This window comes from Saccharothrix sp. AJ9571 (assembly GCF_021725495.1).
Taxonomy (GTDB): Bacteria; Actinomycetota; Actinomycetes; order Mycobacteriales; family Pseudonocardiaceae; genus Amycolatopsis; species Amycolatopsis magusensis.
This window is the reverse complement of the sequence record NZ_CP091382.1, coordinates 152,775-173,177: the sequence shown is the minus strand read 5'-3', so window position 1 is coordinate 173,177 and position 20,403 is coordinate 152,775. Positions and strand designations below refer to the sequence as shown.

General features: G+C 69.7%; 23 protein-coding genes. 13 read left to right on the top strand and 10 right to left on the bottom strand.

Annotated features, from left to right (window positions below; genetic code table 11):
- Nucleotides 1-129: 129 nt before the first annotated feature.
- Nucleotides 130-1,560 carry an LVIVD repeat-containing protein gene (locus L3Q67_RS00815; protein WP_499187660.1) on the top strand — a complete coding sequence of 477 codons (1,431 nt, stop codon included), beginning with the start codon at nt 130-132 and terminating at the stop codon, nt 1,558-1,560.
- A gap of 84 nt (nt 1,561-1,644) precedes the next feature.
- Here L3Q67_RS00815 and L3Q67_RS00810 read toward each other — a convergent pair whose 3' ends face one another.
- The 3 genes from L3Q67_RS00810 to L3Q67_RS00800 form a co-directional block, all read right to left on the bottom strand.
- Nucleotides 1,645-3,246, bottom strand: a complete 1,602-nt coding sequence (locus L3Q67_RS00810; RefSeq protein WP_499187659.1) for a glycoside hydrolase family 13 protein — start codon at nt 3,244-3,246, stop codon at nt 1,645-1,647.
- Between the two features lie 67 nt (nt 3,247-3,313).
- Nucleotides 3,314-3,727 carry a globin gene (locus tag L3Q67_RS00805; RefSeq protein WP_499191406.1) on the bottom strand — a complete coding sequence of 138 codons (414 nt, stop codon included), beginning with the start codon at nt 3,725-3,727 and terminating at the stop codon, nt 3,314-3,316.
- Nucleotides 3,728-3,740: 13 nt separating this feature from the next.
- The gene (locus L3Q67_RS00800; protein ID WP_499191405.1) at nt 3,741-4,751 is read right to left on the bottom strand and encodes a mechanosensitive ion channel family protein; all 1,011 of its coding nucleotides are present in this window, start codon (nt 4,749-4,751) and stop codon (nt 3,741-3,743) included.
- 220 nt (nt 4,752-4,971) lie between these two features.
- Here L3Q67_RS00800 and L3Q67_RS00795 point away from each other — a divergent pair, with 220 nt between their 5' ends.
- Nucleotides 4,972-5,691 (top strand): HNH endonuclease, encoded by a 720-nt coding sequence (locus L3Q67_RS00795; RefSeq protein ID WP_395905130.1) that lies wholly within the window; start codon nt 4,972-4,974, stop codon nt 5,689-5,691.
- A 39-nt stretch (nt 5,692-5,730) separates the two neighbouring features.
- On the opposite strand, the gene L3Q67_RS00790 is transcribed toward L3Q67_RS00795, so the two are convergent.
- Nucleotides 5,731-6,018: a hypothetical protein gene (locus tag L3Q67_RS00790; protein WP_499191404.1), complete on the bottom strand. Its 288-nt coding sequence runs from the start codon at nt 6,016-6,018 to the stop codon at nt 5,731-5,733.
- A gap of 331 nt (nt 6,019-6,349) precedes the next feature.
- On the opposite strand from L3Q67_RS00790, the gene ctaJ reads away from it, so the two are divergent.
- The gene (gene ctaJ / locus L3Q67_RS00785) at nt 6,350-6,598 is read left to right on the top strand and encodes an aa3-type cytochrome oxidase subunit CtaJ (protein WP_499187658.1); all 249 of its coding nucleotides are present in this window, start codon (nt 6,350-6,352) and stop codon (nt 6,596-6,598) included.
- A 25-nt stretch (nt 6,599-6,623) separates the two neighbouring features.
- Nucleotides 6,624-7,091 (top strand): DUF5130 family protein, encoded by a 468-nt coding sequence (locus tag L3Q67_RS00780; RefSeq protein WP_499191403.1) that lies wholly within the window; start codon nt 6,624-6,626, stop codon nt 7,089-7,091.
- 55 nt (nt 7,092-7,146) lie between these two features.
- On the opposite strand, the gene pepN is transcribed toward L3Q67_RS00780, so the two are convergent.
- On the bottom strand, nt 7,147-9,714 hold the full coding sequence (gene pepN, locus L3Q67_RS00775; RefSeq protein WP_499191402.1) for a M1 family aminopeptidase: 2,568 nt from the start codon (nt 9,712-9,714) through the stop codon (nt 7,147-7,149).
- A gap of 146 nt (nt 9,715-9,860) precedes the next feature.
- On the opposite strand from pepN, the gene L3Q67_RS00770 reads away from it, so the two are divergent.
- Both L3Q67_RS00770 and L3Q67_RS00765 read left to right on the top strand, forming a co-directional pair.
- On the top strand, nt 9,861-10,484 hold the full coding sequence (locus L3Q67_RS00770; RefSeq protein ID WP_499187657.1) for a thioredoxin domain-containing protein: 624 nt from the start codon (nt 9,861-9,863) through the stop codon (nt 10,482-10,484).
- Between the two features lie 79 nt (nt 10,485-10,563).
- Entirely contained in the window at nt 10,564-11,850 is a 1,287-nt protein-coding gene (locus L3Q67_RS00765; protein WP_499187656.1) for an MFS transporter, read from the top strand.
- A gap of 75 nt (nt 11,851-11,925) precedes the next feature.
- On the opposite strand, the gene L3Q67_RS00760 is transcribed toward L3Q67_RS00765, so the two are convergent.
- Nucleotides 11,926-12,666: an MBL fold metallo-hydrolase gene (locus tag L3Q67_RS00760; protein ID WP_499187655.1), complete on the bottom strand. Its 741-nt coding sequence runs from the start codon at nt 12,664-12,666 to the stop codon at nt 11,926-11,928.
- Nucleotides 12,663-13,427: a 2-phosphosulfolactate phosphatase gene (locus L3Q67_RS00755; RefSeq protein WP_499187654.1), complete on the bottom strand. Its 765-nt coding sequence runs from the start codon at nt 13,425-13,427 to the stop codon at nt 12,663-12,665. Before L3Q67_RS00755 ends, L3Q67_RS00760 begins: the two co-directional genes overlap by 4 nt.
- Nucleotides 13,428-13,485: 58 nt before the next feature.
- On the opposite strand from L3Q67_RS00755, the gene L3Q67_RS00750 reads away from it, so the two are divergent.
- Together L3Q67_RS00750 and L3Q67_RS00745 are read left to right on the top strand one after the other, a co-directional pair.
- The gene (locus L3Q67_RS00750; protein WP_499187653.1) at nt 13,486-13,953 is read left to right on the top strand and encodes an RpiB/LacA/LacB family sugar-phosphate isomerase; all 468 of its coding nucleotides are present in this window, start codon (nt 13,486-13,488) and stop codon (nt 13,951-13,953) included.
- The gene (locus tag L3Q67_RS00745) at nt 13,953-14,762 is read left to right on the top strand and encodes an Fpg/Nei family DNA glycosylase (protein ID WP_499187652.1); all 810 of its coding nucleotides are present in this window, start codon (nt 13,953-13,955) and stop codon (nt 14,760-14,762) included. The genes L3Q67_RS00750 and L3Q67_RS00745 overlap by 1 nt, the downstream gene beginning before the upstream one ends.
- A gap of 7 nt (nt 14,763-14,769) precedes the next feature.
- Here the strand turns inward: L3Q67_RS00745 and L3Q67_RS00740 are convergent, their stop codons facing one another.
- The 3 genes from L3Q67_RS00740 to L3Q67_RS00730 form a co-directional block, all read right to left on the bottom strand.
- Nucleotides 14,770-15,549, bottom strand: a complete 780-nt coding sequence (locus L3Q67_RS00740; RefSeq protein ID WP_499187651.1) for a hypothetical protein — start codon at nt 15,547-15,549, stop codon at nt 14,770-14,772.
- Between the two features lie 114 nt (nt 15,550-15,663).
- Nucleotides 15,664-16,206: a C40 family peptidase gene (locus tag L3Q67_RS00735; RefSeq protein ID WP_499187650.1), complete on the bottom strand. Its 543-nt coding sequence runs from the start codon at nt 16,204-16,206 to the stop codon at nt 15,664-15,666.
- Nucleotides 16,207-16,439: 233 nt separating this feature from the next.
- On the bottom strand, nt 16,440-17,249 hold the full coding sequence (locus L3Q67_RS00730) for a class I SAM-dependent methyltransferase (protein ID WP_499187649.1): 810 nt from the start codon (nt 17,247-17,249) through the stop codon (nt 16,440-16,442).
- Between the two features lie 82 nt (nt 17,250-17,331).
- Between L3Q67_RS00730 and L3Q67_RS00725 the strand changes: the two genes are divergently transcribed.
- The 5 genes from L3Q67_RS00725 to L3Q67_RS00705 all read left to right on the top strand — a co-directional run bounded on the left by L3Q67_RS00725 (nt 17,332) and on the right by L3Q67_RS00705 (nt 20,391).
- Nucleotides 17,332-17,865, top strand: a complete 534-nt coding sequence (locus L3Q67_RS00725; protein ID WP_499187648.1) for a nucleoside/nucleotide kinase family protein — start codon at nt 17,332-17,334, stop codon at nt 17,863-17,865.
- Between the two features lie 78 nt (nt 17,866-17,943).
- Complete coding sequence (locus L3Q67_RS00720; protein ID WP_499187647.1) at nt 17,944-18,567, top strand: hypothetical protein; 624 nt, start codon at nt 17,944-17,946, stop codon at nt 18,565-18,567.
- Nucleotides 18,564-18,863, top strand: coding sequence for a helix-turn-helix domain-containing protein (locus tag L3Q67_RS00715; RefSeq protein ID WP_499187646.1), 300 nt, complete (start codon nt 18,564-18,566; stop codon nt 18,861-18,863). The genes L3Q67_RS00720 and L3Q67_RS00715 overlap by 4 nt, the downstream gene beginning before the upstream one ends.
- Nucleotides 18,863-19,582 (top strand): ABC transporter ATP-binding protein, encoded by a 720-nt coding sequence (locus L3Q67_RS00710; RefSeq protein WP_499187645.1) that lies wholly within the window; start codon nt 18,863-18,865, stop codon nt 19,580-19,582. Before L3Q67_RS00715 ends, L3Q67_RS00710 begins: the two co-directional genes overlap by 1 nt.
- The gene (locus L3Q67_RS00705) at nt 19,579-20,391 is read left to right on the top strand and encodes an ABC transporter permease (protein WP_499187644.1); all 813 of its coding nucleotides are present in this window, start codon (nt 19,579-19,581) and stop codon (nt 20,389-20,391) included. The genes L3Q67_RS00710 and L3Q67_RS00705 overlap by 4 nt, the downstream gene beginning before the upstream one ends.
- Nucleotides 20,392-20,403: the final 12 nt, after the last annotated feature.

The window sequence follows — 20,403 nt, the reverse complement described above, 5'->3', positions numbered from 1 at the left end:
GCCAGCGAACAGGCTCGCCGTGCCCTTCGTCAACGTCCCGCCGGGTGGGCCCCGTCTTAAGTAGCTATCGACCACTTGCGCGAAGGAGTAATAATCTCCGTTGACCAGCAAAGATTGGGAGCCCGTATCGTGACGAGAATTTTCCGGACCCGGCGCCTGTCCCGTGTGTTCGTGGCGGCCGCCGGCGCGGCCGGGCTCGTGCTCACCGGCGTGGCCGGAGTTCCCGCGGCGGCCCAGACCGGCATCCCGCCGGTGGACCAGATCGTGCACAGCCCGAACATCCGCCAGATCGCCAACATCCCGAAGCAGGCGCCGTTCAACACCACGGCCGCCCTCGGCACCGACATCGCCTTCACCCAGGACCACGCGATCGTCGGCAACTACGACGGTTTCGTCATCTACGACGTCAAGCAGCCGTCGAAGCCGAAGATCGTCAGCCAGGTGCTCTGCCCCGGCGCGCAGAACGACGTCTCGGTGGCAGGCGACCTGCTCTTCCTGTCGACCGACTCCTCGCGCAGTGACGACTCCTGCACGAGCACCGCGCTGCCCGCCTCGAACGCGCAGGCGTGGGAGGGCATCAAGATCTTCGACATCTCGGACCTGGCGAACCCGCGCTACGTCTCCGCGGTGGAGACCGACTGCGGCTCGCACACCCACACGCTGCTGCCGGACGAGAAGACCGACTCCACGCTGCTCTACATCTCGTCCTACGCGCCGGCCGCGAACCTGCCGGACTGCCAGCCCCCGCACGACAAGGTGTCCATCGTCCAGGTGCCGAACAAGGCCCCGCAGGACGCGAAGCTGGTCGCCGAGCCGGTGCTGTTCCCGGACGGCGGCAACGTCGGCGGCGACAACCCGGACGGCACGCGCCGCTCGGCCACCACGGGCTGCCACGACCTCACCGCGTACCCGGAGAAGGACCTGATGGCGGGTGCCTGCATGGGTGACGGGGTGCTGATCGACATCAAGGACCGGTTCAACCCGCGGGTGATCGAGCGCGTGCAGGACAACGTGAACTTCGCGTTCTGGCACTCGGCCACCTTCAACAACGAGGGCACCAAGGTCATCTTCACCGACGAGCTCGGTGGCGGCGGCGTGGCCACCTGCAACGCGAAGATCGGCCCGAACCGCGGCGCCAACGGCATCTACGACATCACCGGCGCCGGCGACGACCGCGAGCTCGAGTTCCGCAGCTACTACAAGATCTCGCGTTACCAGGCGGACACCGAGAACTGCGTGGCGCACAACGGTTCGCTGATCCCGGTCAAGGGCCGCGACATCATGGTGCAGGCCTGGTACCAGGGCGGCATCTCGGTGTGGGACTTCACCGACTCGGCGAACCCGAAGGAGATCGCCTGGTGGGAGCGCGGCCCGGTGTCGGCCACGGAGAACATCACCGGCGGCTCGTGGTCGGCGTACTACTACAACGGCTACATCTACTCGTCGGACATCCAGAAGGGCCTCGACGTGCTCGATGTGCGTGACCGCGCCACCGCGCCCGCGAAGTCCGTGAAGTACGACGTGTTCAACGCCCAGACGCAGCCGCGCTACGGCCGCTGACGGCTCAGCCCAATGCCATGAGTGGGGCATTACTTGCGGAATTCGCAAGTAATGCCCCACTCATTGCGTTCGCTGGGTGAGGGCTCAGACGAGCCAGGCGGCGGCGTCGGGCGGTAGTTTGCCGTCGACCAGCGGGGCGCTGGACAGCAGGACTTCGCCGGGCGGCAGGTCCACCGGGGCCGCTGAGGTGTTCAGGGCGCAGACGAGGCCGCCCGGCTTGCGACGCAGGGCGAAACAGCCCGCCGGGGCGCCGTACCACTCGACTTCGTCGCCGTCGAAGGCCGGGTGCTGGTGCCGCAGTTCCAGCGCGTGCCGGTAGAGCGACAGCGTGGAGTCGGTGTTCTCCAGCTGTGCTTCCACGGTCAGGTCCGCCCAGTCCTCGGGCATCGGCAGCCACGCGGTGTCCGCGGTGGTGAAGCCGAACGGGGCTTTGTCACCCTCCCACGGGATCGGCACGCGGCAGCCGTCGCGGCCCTTGTCCGGGCCCGCCGTGCGTGCCCGCGGGTCCACCATCGCCTCCACCGGCAGGTCCACATTGGCCAGGCCGAGCTCTTCGCCGTTGTAGAGGTAGATCGCGCCGGGCAGGGCCAGTTCCACCAGCGCCATCGCCCGCGCGCGCCGCACGCCCTGCTCGCCGCCGCCGTAGCGGCTCACCTGCCGCCAGACGTCGTGATTGGACAGTGTCCAGGTGGCCGCCACCCCGGCGCTGCCGGCGATCGCCAGTGACCGCTCGATCGACGCACGCAGGGCGTCGGCGTCGAAGTGGGTCAGCACCAGGCGGAAGTTGAAGCCGAGGTGCAGTTCGTCCGGGCGCAGGTAGCGGGCGAACCGCTCCTCGTCGGACACCCAGATCTCGCCGACCGCCATGGTGCCGGGGTACTCGTCGAGCACCTTGCGGATCTTCTGGTGGATCTCGTGCACGCCGTCGTTGTCGAAGCGGCGGTCCGGGATGTCGCGGTACTCACCGCTGATCAGCGCGTCGGCCCCGGCGGCCCGCAGGTCCATGTCCGGCAGGCCGGGCGGTTTCGCCATGCCGTGGGCCACGTCGATGCGGAAGCCGTCGACGCCGCGGTCCAGCCAGAAGCGCAGCGTGCGCTCGAGATCGGCGTGCACATCCGGATTGCCCCAGTTCAGGTCGGGCTGCTCCGGGGCGAACAGGTGCAGGTACCACTGCCCGTCCGGCACGCGGGTCCACGCCGGACCGCCGAACGCGCTGACCCAGTTGTTCGGCGGGTGCTCACCGGTGATGCCGAGGCCCTCGCGGAAGATGTAGCGCTCCCGCTCGAGGCTGCCCGGCAGCGAGGCGAGCGCGGCCTGGAACCACTCGTGCTCGGCGCTGGTGTGGTTGGGCACCAGGTCGATGGTGACCTTCATGCCGTGCGCGTGCGCGTCGGAGACCAGCTGGTCGAAGGTCGCCAGATCGCCGAACAACGGGTCGACGTCACGCGGGTCCGAGATGTCGTACCCGTTGTCGGCCATCGGTGAGCGGTAGAACGGCGTCAGCCACAGCGCGTCGACACCCAGCAGCTCCAGATAGCCGAGTCTGCTGCGGATCCCTTCGAGGTCACCGATCCCGTCGCCGTCGGAATCGGCGAAGGAGCGGACGTAGACCTGGTAGAAGACGCTGTCGCGCCACCACTGGGCGTCGACCGCGTCGGTCGCCTTGCTGTCGGCAGCTCTGCGCACAAGGCGCAATCCTTCCATCCGCTTCACCCGCCCTGCCCGGCAGAGTCCGCTTTTCTCTTGCGCCGCCTCAGATCCAGCTGTTCATCATGCTCTGTGCGGCCATTTCGAGGTACGCCCAGAGCTGTTCGGCGTAAGGCTTCGGAAGGTTCGCCTCGTCCACGGCCACCCGCATCGCGCGCAGCCACGCGTCGCGCTCGATCGGGCCGATCTTGAACGGCGCGTGCCGCATCCGCAGCCGGGGGTGTCCGCGCTGGTCGGAGTAGGTGTGCGGGCCGCCCCAGTACTGCATGAGGAACAGCCGGAACCGCTCTTCGGCCGGGCCGAGGTCCTCCTCCGGGTAGAGCGGGCGGAGGATCTCGTCCTCGGCGACCTGCTGGTAGAACCGCGCGACGATGAACCGGAACGTCGGCTCGCCGCCGACGGCCTCGTAGAACGTCTTCGGGTCGGAGGTATCCGGGGTTTCCGGGGTCACTGGGGTCAACTCCACCACTCCATCATGCCTGCTGGCTGTTCGAGGCCGCCGAGCTCGAGCCGCCGAAGAACCGGCCGAGCGGCGGTTCGAAGCCGGCGTCCTCCAGCGCGCTCATGATCCGGGCCCGCAGCGCGCGCTGGGCGGCCCACTGCCTGCCGGGGCGGACCTTCACCGTCATCCGCAGCTGCATGCCCTCGGGCGTGACGGCTTCCACGCCGAGCACGTCGGGGGAGCCCAGCACGTCGGAGGCCAGCGGTTCGACCTTGACCGCGTCTTCGGCGACCTCGGCCAGCAGCGCGGTGGCGCGGCCCACGTCGGCGTTGTAGTTGAGCGGCACGTCGACCACGGCGACGGCGTAGCCCTGGCTCGAGTTGCCCACCCGGAGCACTTCGCCGTTGCGGACGTACCAGACGGTGCCGTTCAGGTCGCGCACCGTGGTGATGCGCAGGCCGACCGCCTCGACGGTGCCGCTGGCCTCACCGAGGTCGACCACGTCACCGACGCCGTACTGGTCCTCGAGCATCATGAACATGCCGGACAGGAAGTCCTTGACCAGGTTCTGCGCGCCGAATCCGAGCGCGACCCCGACGATGCCCGCCGAGGCGATGATCGGGCCGAGGTTGATGCCCAGCTCACCGAGCACCAGGATGGCCGCCAGGCCGTAGACCAGGAACGTGGTCAGCGACTTGAGCACCGAGCCGATGGTCTTGGCGCGCTGGCGGCGGCGTTCGGCGACCAGCGGCCCGAGGATCTCGGGGGCGCGTTCGCGCAGCGGGCGCAGGATGGCGGGGAGCTTGCCGCTGCCGCCGTTGTTCTCCGGCAGTGTGGTGACCTTGTCGATCAGCCTGCGGGCGAGCAGCCGGAAGATCCAGGCGATGATCAGGATCATCAGGATGCGGATCGGCTTTTCGAGCAGCCAGTCCGCGGAACCGGCCAGCCACGCGTTCCCGGTCACTTCGTAGACCCAGCGGCACCAGCTGCCCGCTTCCTGGGTGCAGAGCGGCAACGGGGTCGGTGGCTGCTGGCTGAGCATTGCGATCACGGCTGAGAAGTACTCCTTTTCCGTGGGGTTTCGCCCCTGATCACGTGGATTTCACGCGCTCCGGCGAGGGTTCGGCGGGAGGCGGCGATGCGCACGTTCGGGGACGCCGGAACCGGCCACCACGGTACCGGTCGGTGACACGTCGGATAACACACGTGCGCGATGGGTGTGATCTGTGGTCGACTATGGCTGAACCGGTGGAGGTGGTCGAGTGCCAGACCGACAACCGATCCCCTTCGGCGCGCCGGGCCTCGAATTGGCCGGGCAGGCGCCGGAGGTTGTGTCCTGTGCGCACTCGGGCGGGCCCAAGGGGCCCCAGCCCAGTGGGCCGCCGAGCCGTGGCGGGCGTGTGACCCGCGTACACGGCCAGCGCAAGGGACGCGATCCAGGGGGTTCGGGACCGGCCGCCCCGCTGGGCGGACGACGTCGGGTTCTGCTGCTCAACGCCACTTTCGAGCCGCTGACCGCGCTGCCACTGCGGCGCGCGGTGGTGCTGCTGCTCTGCGGCAAGGCCGAGGTGGTGCACGGTGATCCCGCCGGGCTCATCCTGCACGCGGCGACCATGACGGTGCCGGTCCCCTCGGTGATCCGCCTGAGCACCTACGTCCGGGTCCCCTACCGGGCGCAGGTGCCGCTGACCAGGGCCGGGCTGATGCACCGCGACCGGTACCGCTGCGTGTACTGCGGCGGCCGGGCGGAGACCATCGACCACGTGGTCCCGCGCAGCAAGGGCGGCGAGCACAGCTGGCAGAACTGCGTGGCGTGCTGCACGAGGTGCAACCACCGCAAGGCGGATTCGCTGCTCAGCGAGATCGGCTGGCGACTGCCGGTGATCCCGCGGGCGCCGCACGGCCCGCACTGGCGGCTGCTCGCCCACACCACGGACGCGGATCCGGTCTGGCGCCAGTACCTCGGCGCCCCGGCCGCCTGAGGGCTGCCGGGGCGCTGTTGCGTCTCGGGTGGGTCGCGCTCAGCGGGTGACGCGCGTGCCGCAGGTGACCCGGGTGCCCCGCGTGACCCGGGTCCCTCGGGTGACGCGCGTGCCCGCCGTGACCCGCGTGCCCTGCTGACCCCGGGTGACGCGCGTGCCTCGGGTGACCCGTGTGCCTGCGGTGACTCGTGTGCCCCGCGTGACCCGGGTGCCGCAGGTGACCCGTGTGCCCTGCTGTTCACGGGTGACGCGGGTACCGGCCGTGACGCGTGTGCCACGCGTCACCCTTGTGCCACGCCCGTCCGAGTCAAGAACCAGCCGGACCATGTCGTTGAGTGACGAAAAACGGTCGTACGTCGCCTGGGCGGGGGTGGGGGCGCTCTTCATGACGTGTCCTCCTGGGACCGTTCCGTGACATTTCAAGCTGGGAAGCGGGGCGGCAAGGGCCGTACAGGTGAAAAAAGTACGAGCATTTCACCGCCGGAACAAGGCAACAGCGGTGAGTACCGCCGCACGTACGTTGAGTTGCAACCTTTCGGCTATTTCCTTTCGCCCTGTTGGCGGTCTGCCGACGAGGCAAGCGGGGGACGGCTGGTGAACGGTTGGCCAACCCCGGCGTCGCGCCGCGCCACACTGAGCCATCAGCTACGCTGCGCGCGTGAACTTGGTCGAGACGCTTCTGGTCTTCGCGGCGGCGCCGCTGGCCATCTACCTGGTGGTCAGCCTGTGGACGCTGCGGTCGAAATTCGCCGGTGCACCCAGGTACCGCCCGGGTCAGCCCTGGGAGTACGCCCCGATCTGGTGGAGCGCGAACCCCGAGGGAACCGGGCGCCTGGCACACGCCGGGGCCGACGAAGCCGGTGACGCCACCGGCACGGCACGAGGAGGGGCTCGTGGGAGCTGGTGAACTGACGCACGGCGGCGCGACCGCCGTGTCGGCCGCGGACGACGAGCGCGACCTGCCGACCGGCACCGTGGTGCTGCCGACCGGGCGCGTCTCGGCCGCCAGGATGTACGAGCCCGCTGGGCCGACCGGCCCCTTCAGCGCCGTCCAGCTGGCCCGCCTCGACGAGGCCCTCACCCTGGCCAGCCGCGAAACGGGCCTGGACTTCAGCGTCTACCTGGGCGAACTGGGTGCCGACACCCGCGCCGCGGCCGAACGGCTGCACGCCTCCATCGGGGAGGGCGCCACCCGTGCGGTGCTGGTCGCCGTTTCACCGGGTGAGCGCGTGGTCGAGGTGATCACCGGGCACCAGGCCTTCCAGCGCCTGCCGGACCGCGGCGCGAAGCTCGCGGTGATGAGCATGGTCGCCTCCTTCAAGGAGGGTGACCTGATCGGCGGCCTGGTCAGCGGCCTGCGCATGATGACCGACCAGGCGGGCCCGGCTCCGCGGCACTGAACTTGGCACAAAGAGGGGCGTAACCACCGCGGTGGTTACGCCCCTCTTTCGTGTGTCAGGTCTGCTGGTCGAACTCGCGGGCGGCCAGCGCGCGCACGATGCCCGCCCGGCCTTCCGTGACCAGCCGCCGCAGCGCCGCCGGGTGCTCACCGGCGAGCCACGCGTCGGCCGCCTCGACGGTGCCGGCTTCCACCGCCCACGACGGGAACAGCCCCATCACCGTCGGCTGCGCCCGCTCGCTGGAGCGGCGCTGCCACACCTCGTCGATCTGCGCGAAGTACTTCTCGACGTAGGGAGCGAGCAGCTTCTTCTGCCCCGGGTGCGAGAAACCGCTGATCAGCGCGTTGCTCACCGCGTTGGGCAGCTCGTCGTCGAAGACCGCGCGCTGCCACGCCTCCGCCTTGGCCTCGGGCGTCGGGCGCAGCGCCCGCGAGCCCTCGGCCTGGCGGCGGCCGGTGGCGGTGTTGTCGCGGGCCAGTTCGGCGTCGATCTCGTCGTCGCCCGCCTTGCCGTGCGCGACCAGCGCGTGGAGCAGCCGCCAGCGCAGGTCGGTGTCCACGGTCAGGCCGTCGAGCGGCGCCGAACCGTCGAGCCAGCCGGCCACCGCGGTCAGCGCGGTCTCGTCCAGCACCGCGCCGGCGAGCGAGTTGACGAACGCCAGCTGGTGGTCCGAGCCCGGCTGGGCGGCCTTCGCCAGCTCCAGCAGCTTGCCGGTGAAGGTGGGCCAGCCCTGTGACATCGCCCACTCCGGCTCGGCGTAGGAGTTGAGCGCGGTCTGCGCCTGGAGCAGCAGCCGCTGCACCACGCCGACCTCGCTCTCCGCGTGCACGCCGCGCGAGGCCAGCATGACGAAGTCGCGGGCCTTCAGCTCGGCTTCGCGGGTCATCTCCCAGGCCGCCGACCAGCACAGCGTGCGCGGCAGCGGGTCGGTGATGTCGGCGATCCGGTCGATCAGGGTGACCAGCGAACCGCTGTCCAGCCGCATCGTGCAGTAGGTCAGGTCGTCGTCGTTGACCAGCACGAGCTTGCCCGCCGCCACACCGGTCAGGTCCGGCACCGCGGTCCGCTCGCTCGTGACGTCCAGCTCCACGCGCTGCGTCCGGGTGATCCGGCCCGCGTCGTCCTCGTCGTAGACACCGATCGCGATGCGGTGCGTGCGCAGCTCACCGGCACCCGGCTTCGCGCCGGACTGCACCACCTCGAACGAGCTGAACCGGCCTTCGCCGTCCACCTCGAACCGCGGGGTGAGCGAGTTGAGCCCGGTGGTCTCCAGCCACTGCGCGCTCCACCACGACAGGTCGCGCCCGGAGGCCTTCTCCAGCGCGGCGAGCAGGTCGGCGAGCGTGGCGTTGCCCCACGCGTGCTTGCCGAAGTACAACCGCAGCCCGGCGAGGAAGTTCTCCTGGCCGACGTAGGCGACGAGCTGCTTGAGCACGCTCGCGCCCTTGGCGTAGGTGATGCCGTCGAAGTTCACCTCGACCGCGTGCAGGTCGACGATGTCCGCGGCGATCGGGTGCGTGGAGGGCAGCTGGTCCTGCCGGTAGGCCCACGACTTCTCGATGTTGGCGAAGCTGGTCCACGCGTTGGTGTACTCGGTGGCCTCGGCCTGCGCGAGCACGCTGGCGAAGGTGGCGAACGACTCGTTCAGCCACAGGTCGTCCCACCAGCGCATGGTGACCAGGTCGCCGAACCACATGTGCGCCATCTCGTGCAGCAGCGTTTCGGCGCGCCGCTCGTAGGCGTAGCGGGTGACCCGGCTGCGGAAGACGTAGTCCTCCAGGAAGGTGACCGCTCCGGCGTTCTCCATCGCGCCCGCGTTGAATTCCGGCACGAAGAGCTGGTCGTACTTGCTGAACGGATACGGCGTGCCGAACTTCTCGTGGTAGAAGCCGAAGCCCTGCTTGGTCTCGGTGAACAGTCGTTCGGCGTCCATGTGCTCGGCCAGCGAGGCGCGGCAGTAGATGCCCAGTGGGATCTCGCCGTGGTCGTCGGCGTAGGAGTCGTGCCATTCCGCGTACGGCCCGGCGATCAACGCGACCAGATAGGTGGAAATTCGTTCGGAAGTGGCGAAGACCGTGCGGACCGCGCCCTCCGGGGTGTCCTCGGTGGACTCCACGAGCGCGTTCGAAATGATCTTCCAGTCCTGCGGCGCGATGACCGTGAGCCGGTAGACCGACTTCAGGTCCGGCTGGTCGAAGCAGGCGAACATGCGCTTGGCGTCCGCGGTCTCGAACTGGGTGTAGAGGTAGACGCCCTCGTCGACCGGGTCGACGAACCGGTGCAGGCCCTCGCCGGTGTTCATGTACCGGCAGTCGGCCTCGACGACGAGCTCGTTCGAGGCGGCCAGCTCCGGCAGCGCGACGCCGTCTTCCTCGCGGTAGTCCTCGATGGCCAGCTTGCCGCCGTTCAGCGTGGCCGAGCGCACCTGCTCGGCGACGATGTCGACCCAGGAACCCTCGCCGGGCCGGGAGCTGGTGAACCGGACGGTGGTCTTCGAGCCGAAGATCTTCTCGCCAGGTCCGCCGCGGCCGTCGGTCAGGTCGAGTTCGATGTCGTACGACTCGACCTCGAGCAGTGCGGCTCGCTGCTTGGCTTGGTCGCGCGTCAGGTTCGGGGCGGGCACAGGCACCTCTGGTCGTTGATATCGGTTATCGGTTCGCTTACCACGGCATCCAATCATGTGAGCGGCCTCGCTGACGATGGGGAACAACAGCCGTGCCCGTGCTGTTGCCGAGGACAGGAGTGCCCCACCCCGAGCAGGGAGACGTGATGACCGCAGCGAAACCGGCCGAAGTCGACTTCTACTTCGACCCTGCCTGCCCGTACGCCTGGATCAGCTCGCGCTGGATCCTCGAGGTGGAAAAGCACCGGGACATCGACCTGAAGTTCCGCGTGATGAGCCTGGCGGTGCTCAACGAAAACCGCGAGGACCTGCCGGAGGACTACCGCGCGCTGCTGGAGCAGGCCTGGGGCCCGGTGCGCGTGGCCGTCGCGGTGGCCGAGGCGCAGGGCGAGGCCGTGCTGCGTGAGTACTACACCGCGATCGGCACCCGCATCCACAACCAGGGCCGCGGCTTCGGCGACGAAGTCATCCGCGAGGCGCTGCGCGAAATCGGTGCGCCGGAGGAGCTGGCCGAGGCCGCGAATTCCACCCGATATGACGAAGCACTGCGCAAGAGCCACCACGAAGGCATGGACCCGGTCGGCTCGGACGTCGGCACGCCGACCATCCACATCAACGGGGTGGCTTTCTTCGGCCCGGTGCTGACCTCGATCCCGCGGGGTGAGGACGCGCTGCGCGTGTTCGACGGCGCGCACCTGCTCGCCTCCTACCCCGACTTCTTCGAGCTGAAGCGCACCCGGACGAGCACGGACACGCTGAACTTCGAGTAATCCGGGCACTGTTGTCAGTCCGGCCCTGTTGTCAGTCGGCACTGTGATCGCCCGGCTCCGATGAGTAGGGTGCTCCGGCATGGGAGCCGTTGCGACGCCGGTGTCGCGGTCACGGGTGGCCATCGCCGGGTTCATCGGCACCACCATCGAGTTCTACGACTTCTACATCTACGGCACGGCGGCCGTGCTCGTCTTCGGGGACGTCTTCTTCCCGAAGTTCTCCGTCACGGCGGGCACGATCGCGTCGCTGGCCACCTTCGGCGTCGGCTTCATCGCCCGCCCGCTCGGAGCCGTCCTTTTCGGACATTTCGGCGACCGGGTCGGGCGCAAGCGGATGCTGATCGTGTCCCTGCTGCTGATGGGGCTGAGCACGGTCGCCGTCGGCCTGGTGCCCGGCTACGCCACGCTCGGCGTGCTCGCGCCGGTCCTGCTCACCGTGTTCCGCTTCCTCCAGGGCATCGGGCTCGGCGGCGAGTGGGGCGGCGCCGTGCTGCTCTCGGTCGAATACGCGCCCGAGGGCAAGCGCGGGCTGTATTCGAGCTTCCCCCAATTGGGTCCGGCGGTCGGGTTTTTCCTGTCCGGCGGGGTTTTCCTGCTGCTGACGTCGGTGCTCTCGACCGAGGACTTCCGCGCCTGGGGCTGGCGCATCCCGTTCCTGCTCAGCGCGGTGCTGGTGGTGGTCGGGTACTACATCCGGACGACCATCGCCGAGACGCCGGTGTTCCGGCAGGCGATGGAACGCGCCGGACGGGCCAGGGTGCCGTTGTTCGAGGTGGTCCGGCGGCAGGGCGGGGTGCTGCTGCTGGCGTCGGGCGCGATGGTGCTCGCGCACACGCTCTTCTACACGGTGATGACCTTCAACCTGTCCTACGGCACGACGGTGCTGAAGCTGTCCTACAGCGCGATGCTGACCTGCACGGTGATCGCCGCGGTCTGCCTCGGGGTGGCCACGCTCGCTTCGGCGCGGCTGTCGGACCGGCTCGGGCGCAAGCGGGTGTGCCTCGGCGCGGCGGCGGTTTCGGTGCTCTGGGCGTTCCCGATGTACTGGCTGATGAACACCGCGAACCCGGTGCTGATCGCCGTGGCGCTGTCCGGCGGCATGGTGATCATGGGTTTGTTCTTCGGGCCGATGGGCGCGTTCCTGCCGGAATTGTTCGCCACGCGGTACCGCTATTCCGGGGCGTCGGTGGCTTACAGCATGGGCGGCATCATCGGCGGTGCGGTTTCGCCGATCCTGGCCACCGAGTTCTACGACGCCACCAAGTCGTCCTGGCCGATTTCGCTCTACCTGGTCGGCATTTCCTTGGCGGCCGCGTTGTGCGTGGCGCTGCTGAAGGAGACCTACCGCAGCGACCTGACCGGGTAGGCCGAACGCCATGAGTGGGGCATTACTTGCATTGAACGCAAGTAATGCCCCACTCATAGCATTCGGAAGGGCGACCTAACCGAGTCGTAGGGCGGCCCGTGTGACGTCCTCGGCCACGGGTGAGGCCGCGATCGCGGCCACCGCGTCGATCTCGCCCGCGCGGACCGCACTGTCCAAAGTGATCAGCCGATGCAGGATTCCCTTCTGCGCCAATACGAACTCTCGGTCGACCGCGGCGCCGTGGCCGGGTACGACCACCGCCGCGCCGAGCGCGAGCAGGTCGTCGAGGGCGCCGGGCCAGCCGCTGAGCGTGGTGTCCGTGCCGAAGGACTCGGCGCTGAACGAACCCGGCGGCGCCACTTCGACGAGGTCCCCGGCGAAGACCACCGAAGCGTCGGGCACGTGCACCACCACGTCGTTGTCGCTGTGCGCCGGCCCCAGGTGAACCAGTTCGACGGGGCGGCCGCCGATGTCCAGTTCGGCCCGATCGGTGAGCAACCGGTCGGGCAGGGCCAGTTCCGGGTTGCCGCGTGCGGCCAGTTCGCGATGGCAGTTCTCGTGGGCCCAGACCTCGCACGGCAGGAACGCCGAGACGCCGAACGAGTGGTCGAAGTGGTCGTGCGTGAGCACCACGGTCCACGGGTGCGGGGTCACCTCACGTACCGCGCTCGCCAGTTCCGCGCCCTCGGCCGCGTCGGCGCGGGTGTCGATCACCAGGCAGGCGCCGTCGCCGACGACCAGCCCGACGGTCAGGTCCCATTCGGGGTAGCGGCGAGCGAACACCCCGTCTGCGAGTTCGTCCCAGCGCGCGGTCACCTCGGCGTCACGTCCACGAAGACGCCTTCATCCAGGTAGGGGGCCACCTGGGACGAGTTGACCGCGATCGCGAGGTCGACGTCCCGCATGTGCCCGGCCTGGCTCAGCTCCTTGCCCGACGACGAACTGGCGACCACCGCGCCCACGTCCGGGCCTGCCGCCCGGTAGGCCCGCGCCGCCAGGCTCGCCTCGGCCGACGGCCACTGGGCGCCCGCGGTGATCAGCGCGTCCACGACGGCCCCGGCGCCGAGCAGGTCCTCCGCGCTCGGGCGCAGCGTGCCGGTCGAGCCCAGGTTCGCCAGCACGTCCACGCCCCAGCGTTCACCGGCGGGCACCACGCCGATCGGCGCGCCCTGCGCCAGCACCCGCGCCATCCGGGCCACCGCCCTGGCGTTGCGCAGGCAGCCGGTGAGCACCTGGGTGTCCGCGTTCGCCGCCTTCGCGCACAGCGTCGCGCCGTTCGGCGACGGCAGCGCCAGCAGCGTGCCCGCCGGGATGGTCCGCACCGAAGCCGGTCGCAGGTTCCACTCCCATTCACCCGCCGGGATGGCGCCGGCCTCGCGCGCGGTCTGCACCGCCCGCTCGTCGCGCCAGCGCAGCGGCAGCACCCGCGCGCCGCGGCTGAGCGCGATGTCCACGGTGGTGGAGAACGAGAGCACGTCCACGATGACCAGGACGGCGCATTCCGCGCCGAGTGCGGTGATTCCTTCTTCGCCCCATTCGAGCCTGATGTCGTGGCCCGGCTGCCCGAAGATGCTCATCGGGCCAGCATGCCGGGCGGGCGCGGGCGACGCCTCGCCGGATGGCAGACTCAGCCCCGTGCGCGTTTACCTTGGAGCCGACCATGCGGGCTTCGAACTGAAGAACCACCTGGTCGAGTACCTGCGCGAGCAGGGCCACGAAGTGACCGACATCGGTCCGGCCGAGTACGACCCGGCCGACGACTACCCCGCCTTCTGCGTGGAGACCGCCCGCCGGGTGGTCGCCGACGAGGGCAGCCTCGGCATCGTGATCGGCGGCTCGGGCAACGGCGAGCAGATCGCCGCGAACAAGGTCGCCGGCGCGCGCGCCGGGCTGGCCTGGAGCGTGGAGACCGCGAAGCTGACCCGTGAGCACAACCACGCCCAGCTGATCGGCGTGGGCGCGCGGATGCACACCACCGAGCAGGCCGTCGAGATCGTCGAGGCGTTCCTCGCCACCGAGCCCTCGCCGGACGAGCGGCACGGCAGGCGCGTGCGGCAACTGCTGGACTACGAACGCACCGGAACCCCGCCGGCGCTGCCCTGATGCCCGAGGGGCACACGCTGCACCGCCTGGCGCGGCTGCACAAGCGGCGCTACGGCGGTGCCCCGGTCGAGGTCTCCAGCCCGCAGGGCCGGTTCGCCGCTGAGGCGTCCGTTGTGGACGGTCAGGTGCTGAAAACCGCCGAGGCGCACGGGAAGCACCTGTTCCACGACTACGGTCCACACGGGATCGTGCACGTGCACCTCGGCCTGTACGGCACCTTCGGCGAGGCGGAACTGCCCGCCACGGAACCGGTGGGGCAGGTGCGGATGCGGATGGTCGGCCGCACCCACTGGACCGATCTGCGCGGGCCGACCCGCTGTGAACTGCTCACCGAGGAGCAGGCCGACGCGATCAAGGCGCGGCTCGGACCCGATCCACTGCGCCGCGACGCCAAGCCCGAGCAGGCGTGGGACCGCATCTCGAATTCACGGACGTCGATCGCGGCGTTGCTGATGGACCAGTCGGTGCTGGCCGGTGTCGGCAACGTCTACCGCGCCGAGGTGCTGTTCCGCCACGGCGTGGCGCCGATGCTGCCCGGCAAGGCGCTGGACCGCGCGCTGTGGGACGAGATGTGGGCGGATCTGGTGGTGCTGATGAAGGACGGCGTGCGCGTCGGCCGGATCGACACGGTGGCCCACGAGCACCGGCCCGAGGTCACCGGCCGCGTGCCGCGGAACGACCGGCACGGCGGCGAGGTCTACGTGTACCGGCGCACCGGGCAGCCGTGCCTGGTCTGCGGCACGCCCGTCGCCTTCGCGGAGCTGGCAGGCCGCAAGCTCTACTGGTGCCCTGCCTGCCAGCCTTCCTGAGCCGGGGTCAGAAACCCCCGCCGAAGTCCCCGCCGCCGCCGAAGTCGCCACCACCGAAGTCACCGCCGCCGGCGTCACTTCCGGCGTCGCCGCCCGCATCGCCGCCACCGGCGTCCGCTTCGGCCGCCGCGTCCTCCTGGCCGGCGTCGTAACCGGACTCCCAGGCCCCGGCGCTGGCGATCCCGGCCATGCCGGAGAACATCGCGCCGAACAGCAGCATGGAGCCGAGGCCCCAGGCGCCCGCGACGAGCGCCGGCTTCCACCAGGGTTCGCTGTACCAGCCCTGCGGCACCGGCCGTCCGGCCACGCGGCCACCGGGGTAGTAGTGCGGGGTGTTCGAGGTCGGGTCGGGCGAGGCCTCGTAGTGCTGGCCCTCGACGTCGACCGCGCGGTATTCGGTGACCTTGCCCGCGTTCTCGCGCTCGACGTCGCGCGGCAGGTCCGGACCGGGGTCCATGCCCATCGCGACGCGCGCCGCGCGCACGTAGTAGAGGCCCTCCACGGCCGTTTCCTTGACCAGCCGGGCCTGTTCCTCGGTCCGCGCCTGCTCCATCTGCGAGCCCGCGGCGTTGTAGCGCTCGGCCGCGTCGGCCATCGCCTGCTGCGACGCGGTGTCCGAACCGGTCAGGTTGAGCACCTGCCCGCCGAGGCGCTCGAGCAGGCGGCGGGCATCGGCTTTGGCGTCCTCGAGGCGCTGCTGCTTGGCCGCCGCGTTCTTCTTGGCGAGGTAGACCCCGCCGCCGACCACCAGAACGACGAGAACGATCAGGACGATCGCGGTGCCCATGGTGACTCCTCGCGTTGTCGGTCTCCTGAATCGGACAACGCGGACGGCGGGGGTGAGGTTCCCCCAGTCGGGTGGTCCGGCTCACGTCGGGGGGGTGAACCGGACCACCCGGGCTCACCAGGCGCGGCCGACGGTGTAGGAGTCGGTCCAGATCTGCTGCAGGCGCACCACGTCACCGGACTCCGGCGCGGCCCACATCTGACCGTCACCGGCGAAGATGCCCACGTGGTAGACGTTGCCGCGGGAGTTGGCGAAGAAGACCAGGTCGCCGGGCCGCATGGCGGCGCGGTCCACGGTGGCCACCGCGGCGCGCTGGTCGCGGGAGGTCCTCGGCAGCTCGATGCCGAGCTGGCGGTGCACGAACTGGGTCAGGCCGGAGCAGTCGAAGCTGTCCGGGCCGGTGGCGCCGTAGCTGTAGGGCTTGCCCTGCTGCTCGGCCGCGAGTTCCACCAGGCTCTGCCCGGCAGGTTTCGCGGCCTCGGTATGGGTGGTCCCGCTGAATTCGGGGGGAGCGGGGGCCGAGGCGGTGACGGGGGCGGGGGCTGCCGAAGCGGTGCCCGGCAGGGCGAGGAACGCACCGGCGCCGACGGCGAAAGCCGCGGTCACGGTGCCGATCCGGTGTTTGCGGCCGGACGCCGGCCACGAAGCGGTGGACACTTTCGTCCTCCAAGCGGTGTTGCGAGTGTCGGGGTCGTCGACCGAATAGCCGACCACCGGACGATAAACACGCAAGACGCCGGATTCCTAAATCGAACTTCGCCCGTATCCGGTGACTCACGCTACAGATCACGACCAGATATCGGAACTACGTCCCAGCTCGAAGCGGGAAACGGTCCGCTGGGATTACCGTAAAATGGGTGATGCGGATCACGGGGTGGCCGTGTTCTCGATCACCCCTTCGGTTTACGCCCGATCAGTATTCGCACCGGTACGGCTTCGGAGAATCGGCCTTCCGGTTGCGCGGCGGTCAATGCCTGGCGAAGATCGTGGTCGAACAGTCTCCACTGCTCCGCGGTCAGCCGGTCGCGGGGCGCGGCCGAGTAGAAGGAACCGATGAACTCGTCGATCCCGACCTCTTCGCGGTAGTCGAACCGGTGCTCGCCGACCCCGGTGTACCCGGTCCTGACCAGCAGTTCGGCGTAGGTGGCGCGTTCCTCCCGGCTGCTTCCGCAGGCCGGGAAGCTCGGTGGGCCGAGCCACTGGGACGCGGTCTCGCGCAGGGCGTCCGCCCAGGGCTCGTCCTGCGTCCACACCGGCGTCCCATTGGCGATCACGGCGATTCCCCCGCCGGGCTCGAGCAGGGGCCAGAGCGTGGTGAACACCGTTTCGGCAGCCATCCAGTGCAGTGCTTGACCAATGGTCACCAAGGTCAGGCTTTCCTCGCCCAGCAATGCGTCCAGATCGGTGATATCGCTGTCGTAACCGAGCAGCCACGACGTGTTGCCGACACCGGCTTCCTTGGCCCGCTTCCGGCCGTGGGTGAGCATGTCCGCGGACGGATCCATCCCGAGCACGCATCCGGCGTGCGCGGCCAAGGGCACGGTCAATTGCCCGGTCCCGCACCCGAGATCGAGCACCTTCGACCGTTCGCGCAGGGCGAACTCCCGTGCGAGGAATTCGATCTCGGTCCGCCGATAACCACGGCGGTATTCGGCGTAGTCGTCGGCGATGGCCCCGTCGAATACCCCCTGCGTGCTCATGCGGCTGATTGTGGTGGGCGAAATCCCGCGACCGCAATAAATTCAGCTGCGGGCGATCGGGGCGGCTGGGAGCATCGGGTGCATGTCGAAAGCCGTCTACCTGCTCACCGGCATCTCCGCCGCGGGCAAGTCCACCGTCGCCCAGGAACTCGCCGGATCGCTGCCGTCCGCGGTGCACCTGCGAGGTGATCTCTTCCGCAAGATGGTGGTCACCGGCAGGCACGAGATGTCGGCGGAGCCCACCCCGGAGGCGATCGCGCAGCTCAGGCTGCGTTACCGGCTTGCCGCGTCCTGCGCCGACGGGTACTTCGAAGGCGGGTTCAGCGTGGTCTACCAGGACGTCATCCTCGGCCCGTACCTGACCGAGGTGATCGGCATGCTGCGCAGCCGGCCGCTGATCGTCGTGGTGCTCGCGCCCGATCCGGCCGTGGTGGGCTCGCGCGAACGCGGCCGGGCCAAGAGTGCGTACGTCGGCTACACGCCCGAGATGATGGACGCGGAACTCCGCCGGAACACCCCGCAGTTCGGGCTCTGGCTCGATTCGTCGCGGCAAACCCCTGGTGAGACGGCTGCCGAGATCCTTTCCCGCGGCTGGCGGGAGGGCCAGATGCCGTAGTGAACTTGCTCTTGCCGACTACTTTGCGGTACAAAGTCCAAGTACTTTGCAACGCAAAGCTGAGGGGACGTGGTCACGGTGCCGGGAGAGAGTCCGCCGAACCTGTCGGCGCAGGAGTCGCTGGAGCTGATCGACCGCGAGTCGGCGGTGGTGGCGAAACGCCTGCAAGGGGGCAGTGAGCACATCGGCGCCATGTGGGCGGTGCTGTGGTTCGTCGCCTTCCTCACCTTCCACCTCGCCGGGCAGGGCTGGCCGGGGCCGCTCTTCCCGCTGTGGGTGCCGGGGGTGGTGATGACCGTGCTGGTCGGCTTCGGCTCGGTGGTCTCCGCGGTCATCGGTATCCGCTCGGGCAAGGGGGTCAAGGGGTCGTCCTCGCGAGCCGGGGCGATGTACGGCTTCACCTGGCCGCTCGGCTTCGCCGCGCTGGTCACGGTGAACCTGCTGCTGATGGCCAAGGGGTTGCCGGTGGAACTGATCGGCCCGCTGTGGGCGGGCAGCACGATGGGGCTGACCGGCGCGTTGTGCCTGGCCGGTGGCGCGATGTTCCGCGACACGACGTTCTACGGAACCGGGGTGGTGTTCCTGGTGACCGCGGTCGTCTCGGTGCTGGTGGGGATGGACTACCAGGCCGCGGTGATGGCGTTCGGCGGGCTGCTCGGGTTCGGCGTGCCTGCCCTGGTCCAGCGCCGGCGGTGCCGATGACCGTGGAACTGGACCCGGTCATCCACGCGCAGGCCCGGCTCCGGGTGACCGTCGCGCTGGCGGCGCTCGCCGACGGCGACTCGATCTCCTTCCCGCGACTGCAGGACCTGCTGGGCATGACCGCCGGGAACCTGTCGACCCACCTGCGCAAGCTCGAAGACGCGGAGTACGTCGAGATCACCAAGACCCACCAGCGCCGCACCCCGGTGACCTACGTGTCGCTCACCCGGCGCGGGCGGCTGGCCTTCGAGGACTACACGGCGACGCTGAAGGCGCTGCTGAACGGGAGTGAGTGATGAGACCCATCGAGGTCAGCGCGCTGACGAAGCGCTACGGGCGCACGACCGCGCTCGACGGCGTCGACCTGCGCGTCGAAAAGGGACAGGTGTACGGGCTGCTGGGCCGCAACGGGGCTGGTAAGACCACGCTGATGCGGACGCTGCTGGGCCTGGTCCGGCCGGGTTCGGGCACCGTGCGCGTGCTCGGGCACGCACCGGGCGACCCCGCTGTCTTCGGCCGCGTCGGCGCACTGATCGAGGGCGCGGCCTTCTACCCGCACCTGACCGGCCGCGACAACCTTCGCCTGCTGGCACGGTATTCGGACGTACCCGAGTCCGAAGTGGACAAAGCGCTGGCGCGGGTCGGGCTGGCGGACCGGGCGGGTGATCGGTACCGCGGTTATTCGCTGGGGATGAAGCAGCGGCTCGGTGTGGCGTCGGCCCTGCTGGGCTCGCCGGAACTGGTGGTGCTCGACGAACCGGCGAACGGGCTGGACCCGGCGAGCATGGCGGCGCTGCGGGAGCTGATCCGGGCCATGGACGGGACGGTGTTGTTGTCCAGCCACCTTCTCGCCGAGGTCGCGCAGGTCTGCGATCGCGTCGGTGTGCTGCGTGACGGGCGACTGGTCTTCGACGGCACGCTGGCGGAACTGACCGCGGGCGGGCGTTCGCTGGAGGACCGGTTCTTCGAGCTGACCGGCGCCGACGACTGGGCGGCCGAGCGGAGGACGGCATGAGCACCGTCGCGGTCCGCGCCGAACTCTTCGCGCTGCGCCGCCACCCGGCGTTGTTCATCGTCAGCGGCATCTGGTTCGTGCAGATCCTCGGGTTCAGCTACCTGCTGGTCTACCTGCTGCGTGGTGGACTGTCCTCATCGGACTCGGAGGCGTTGCTCGGCGCTTTGCTGCCCGCCGGGCTGGACCGCTACATCCTCGGTGGCCTGCCGGCGTTCGGCGGGCCGATGGCGTTGATCCTCGGGGTGATCCTGTCCACTTCGGACTACCGCTGGGACACGCTGCGCACGCTGCTGATGCGACGGCCTTCGCGGATTTCCTTCCTGGGCGGGAAGTTCTTCACGGTGTTCGTGGCCGGCTTCGTGCTCTCGGTGGCCACGCTGCTGGCCAGCCTCGTCGGCAGCCTGGGCGTGGCGGTCGCTTCCGGGCGGTCCTTCGCCCTGCCGGGCCCGGGTCCGGTGCTGCTGGTGTTCGCCGCGATCTGGCTGGTGCTCACGGCGTGGGCGGCGACCGGGTTCGCGGTCGGCATCCTGGTGCGGAACGTCGGTGCCGGGATCGGCGTCGGCCTGCTGGTGACCGTGGTGCTCGACCAGCTCTCGGCGCCCGCCGCGTCGCTGCCGCTGGTGGACGCGCTGCGGACGGGGTTGCTCGGGGCGAACTCCGGCTCGCTGGCCGTGGCTTTCGGCGTGCGGGAGGCGCCCGGCGTGGTCGAGACGACCAGCGGACCGGTCGCCGCACTGGTGCTCGCGGCGTACGTGGCGGGGTCGTTCGCGGTGGCCGCGGCGGTCTTCCGGCGGCGTGACGTGGGATAGCCAGCGGGACTA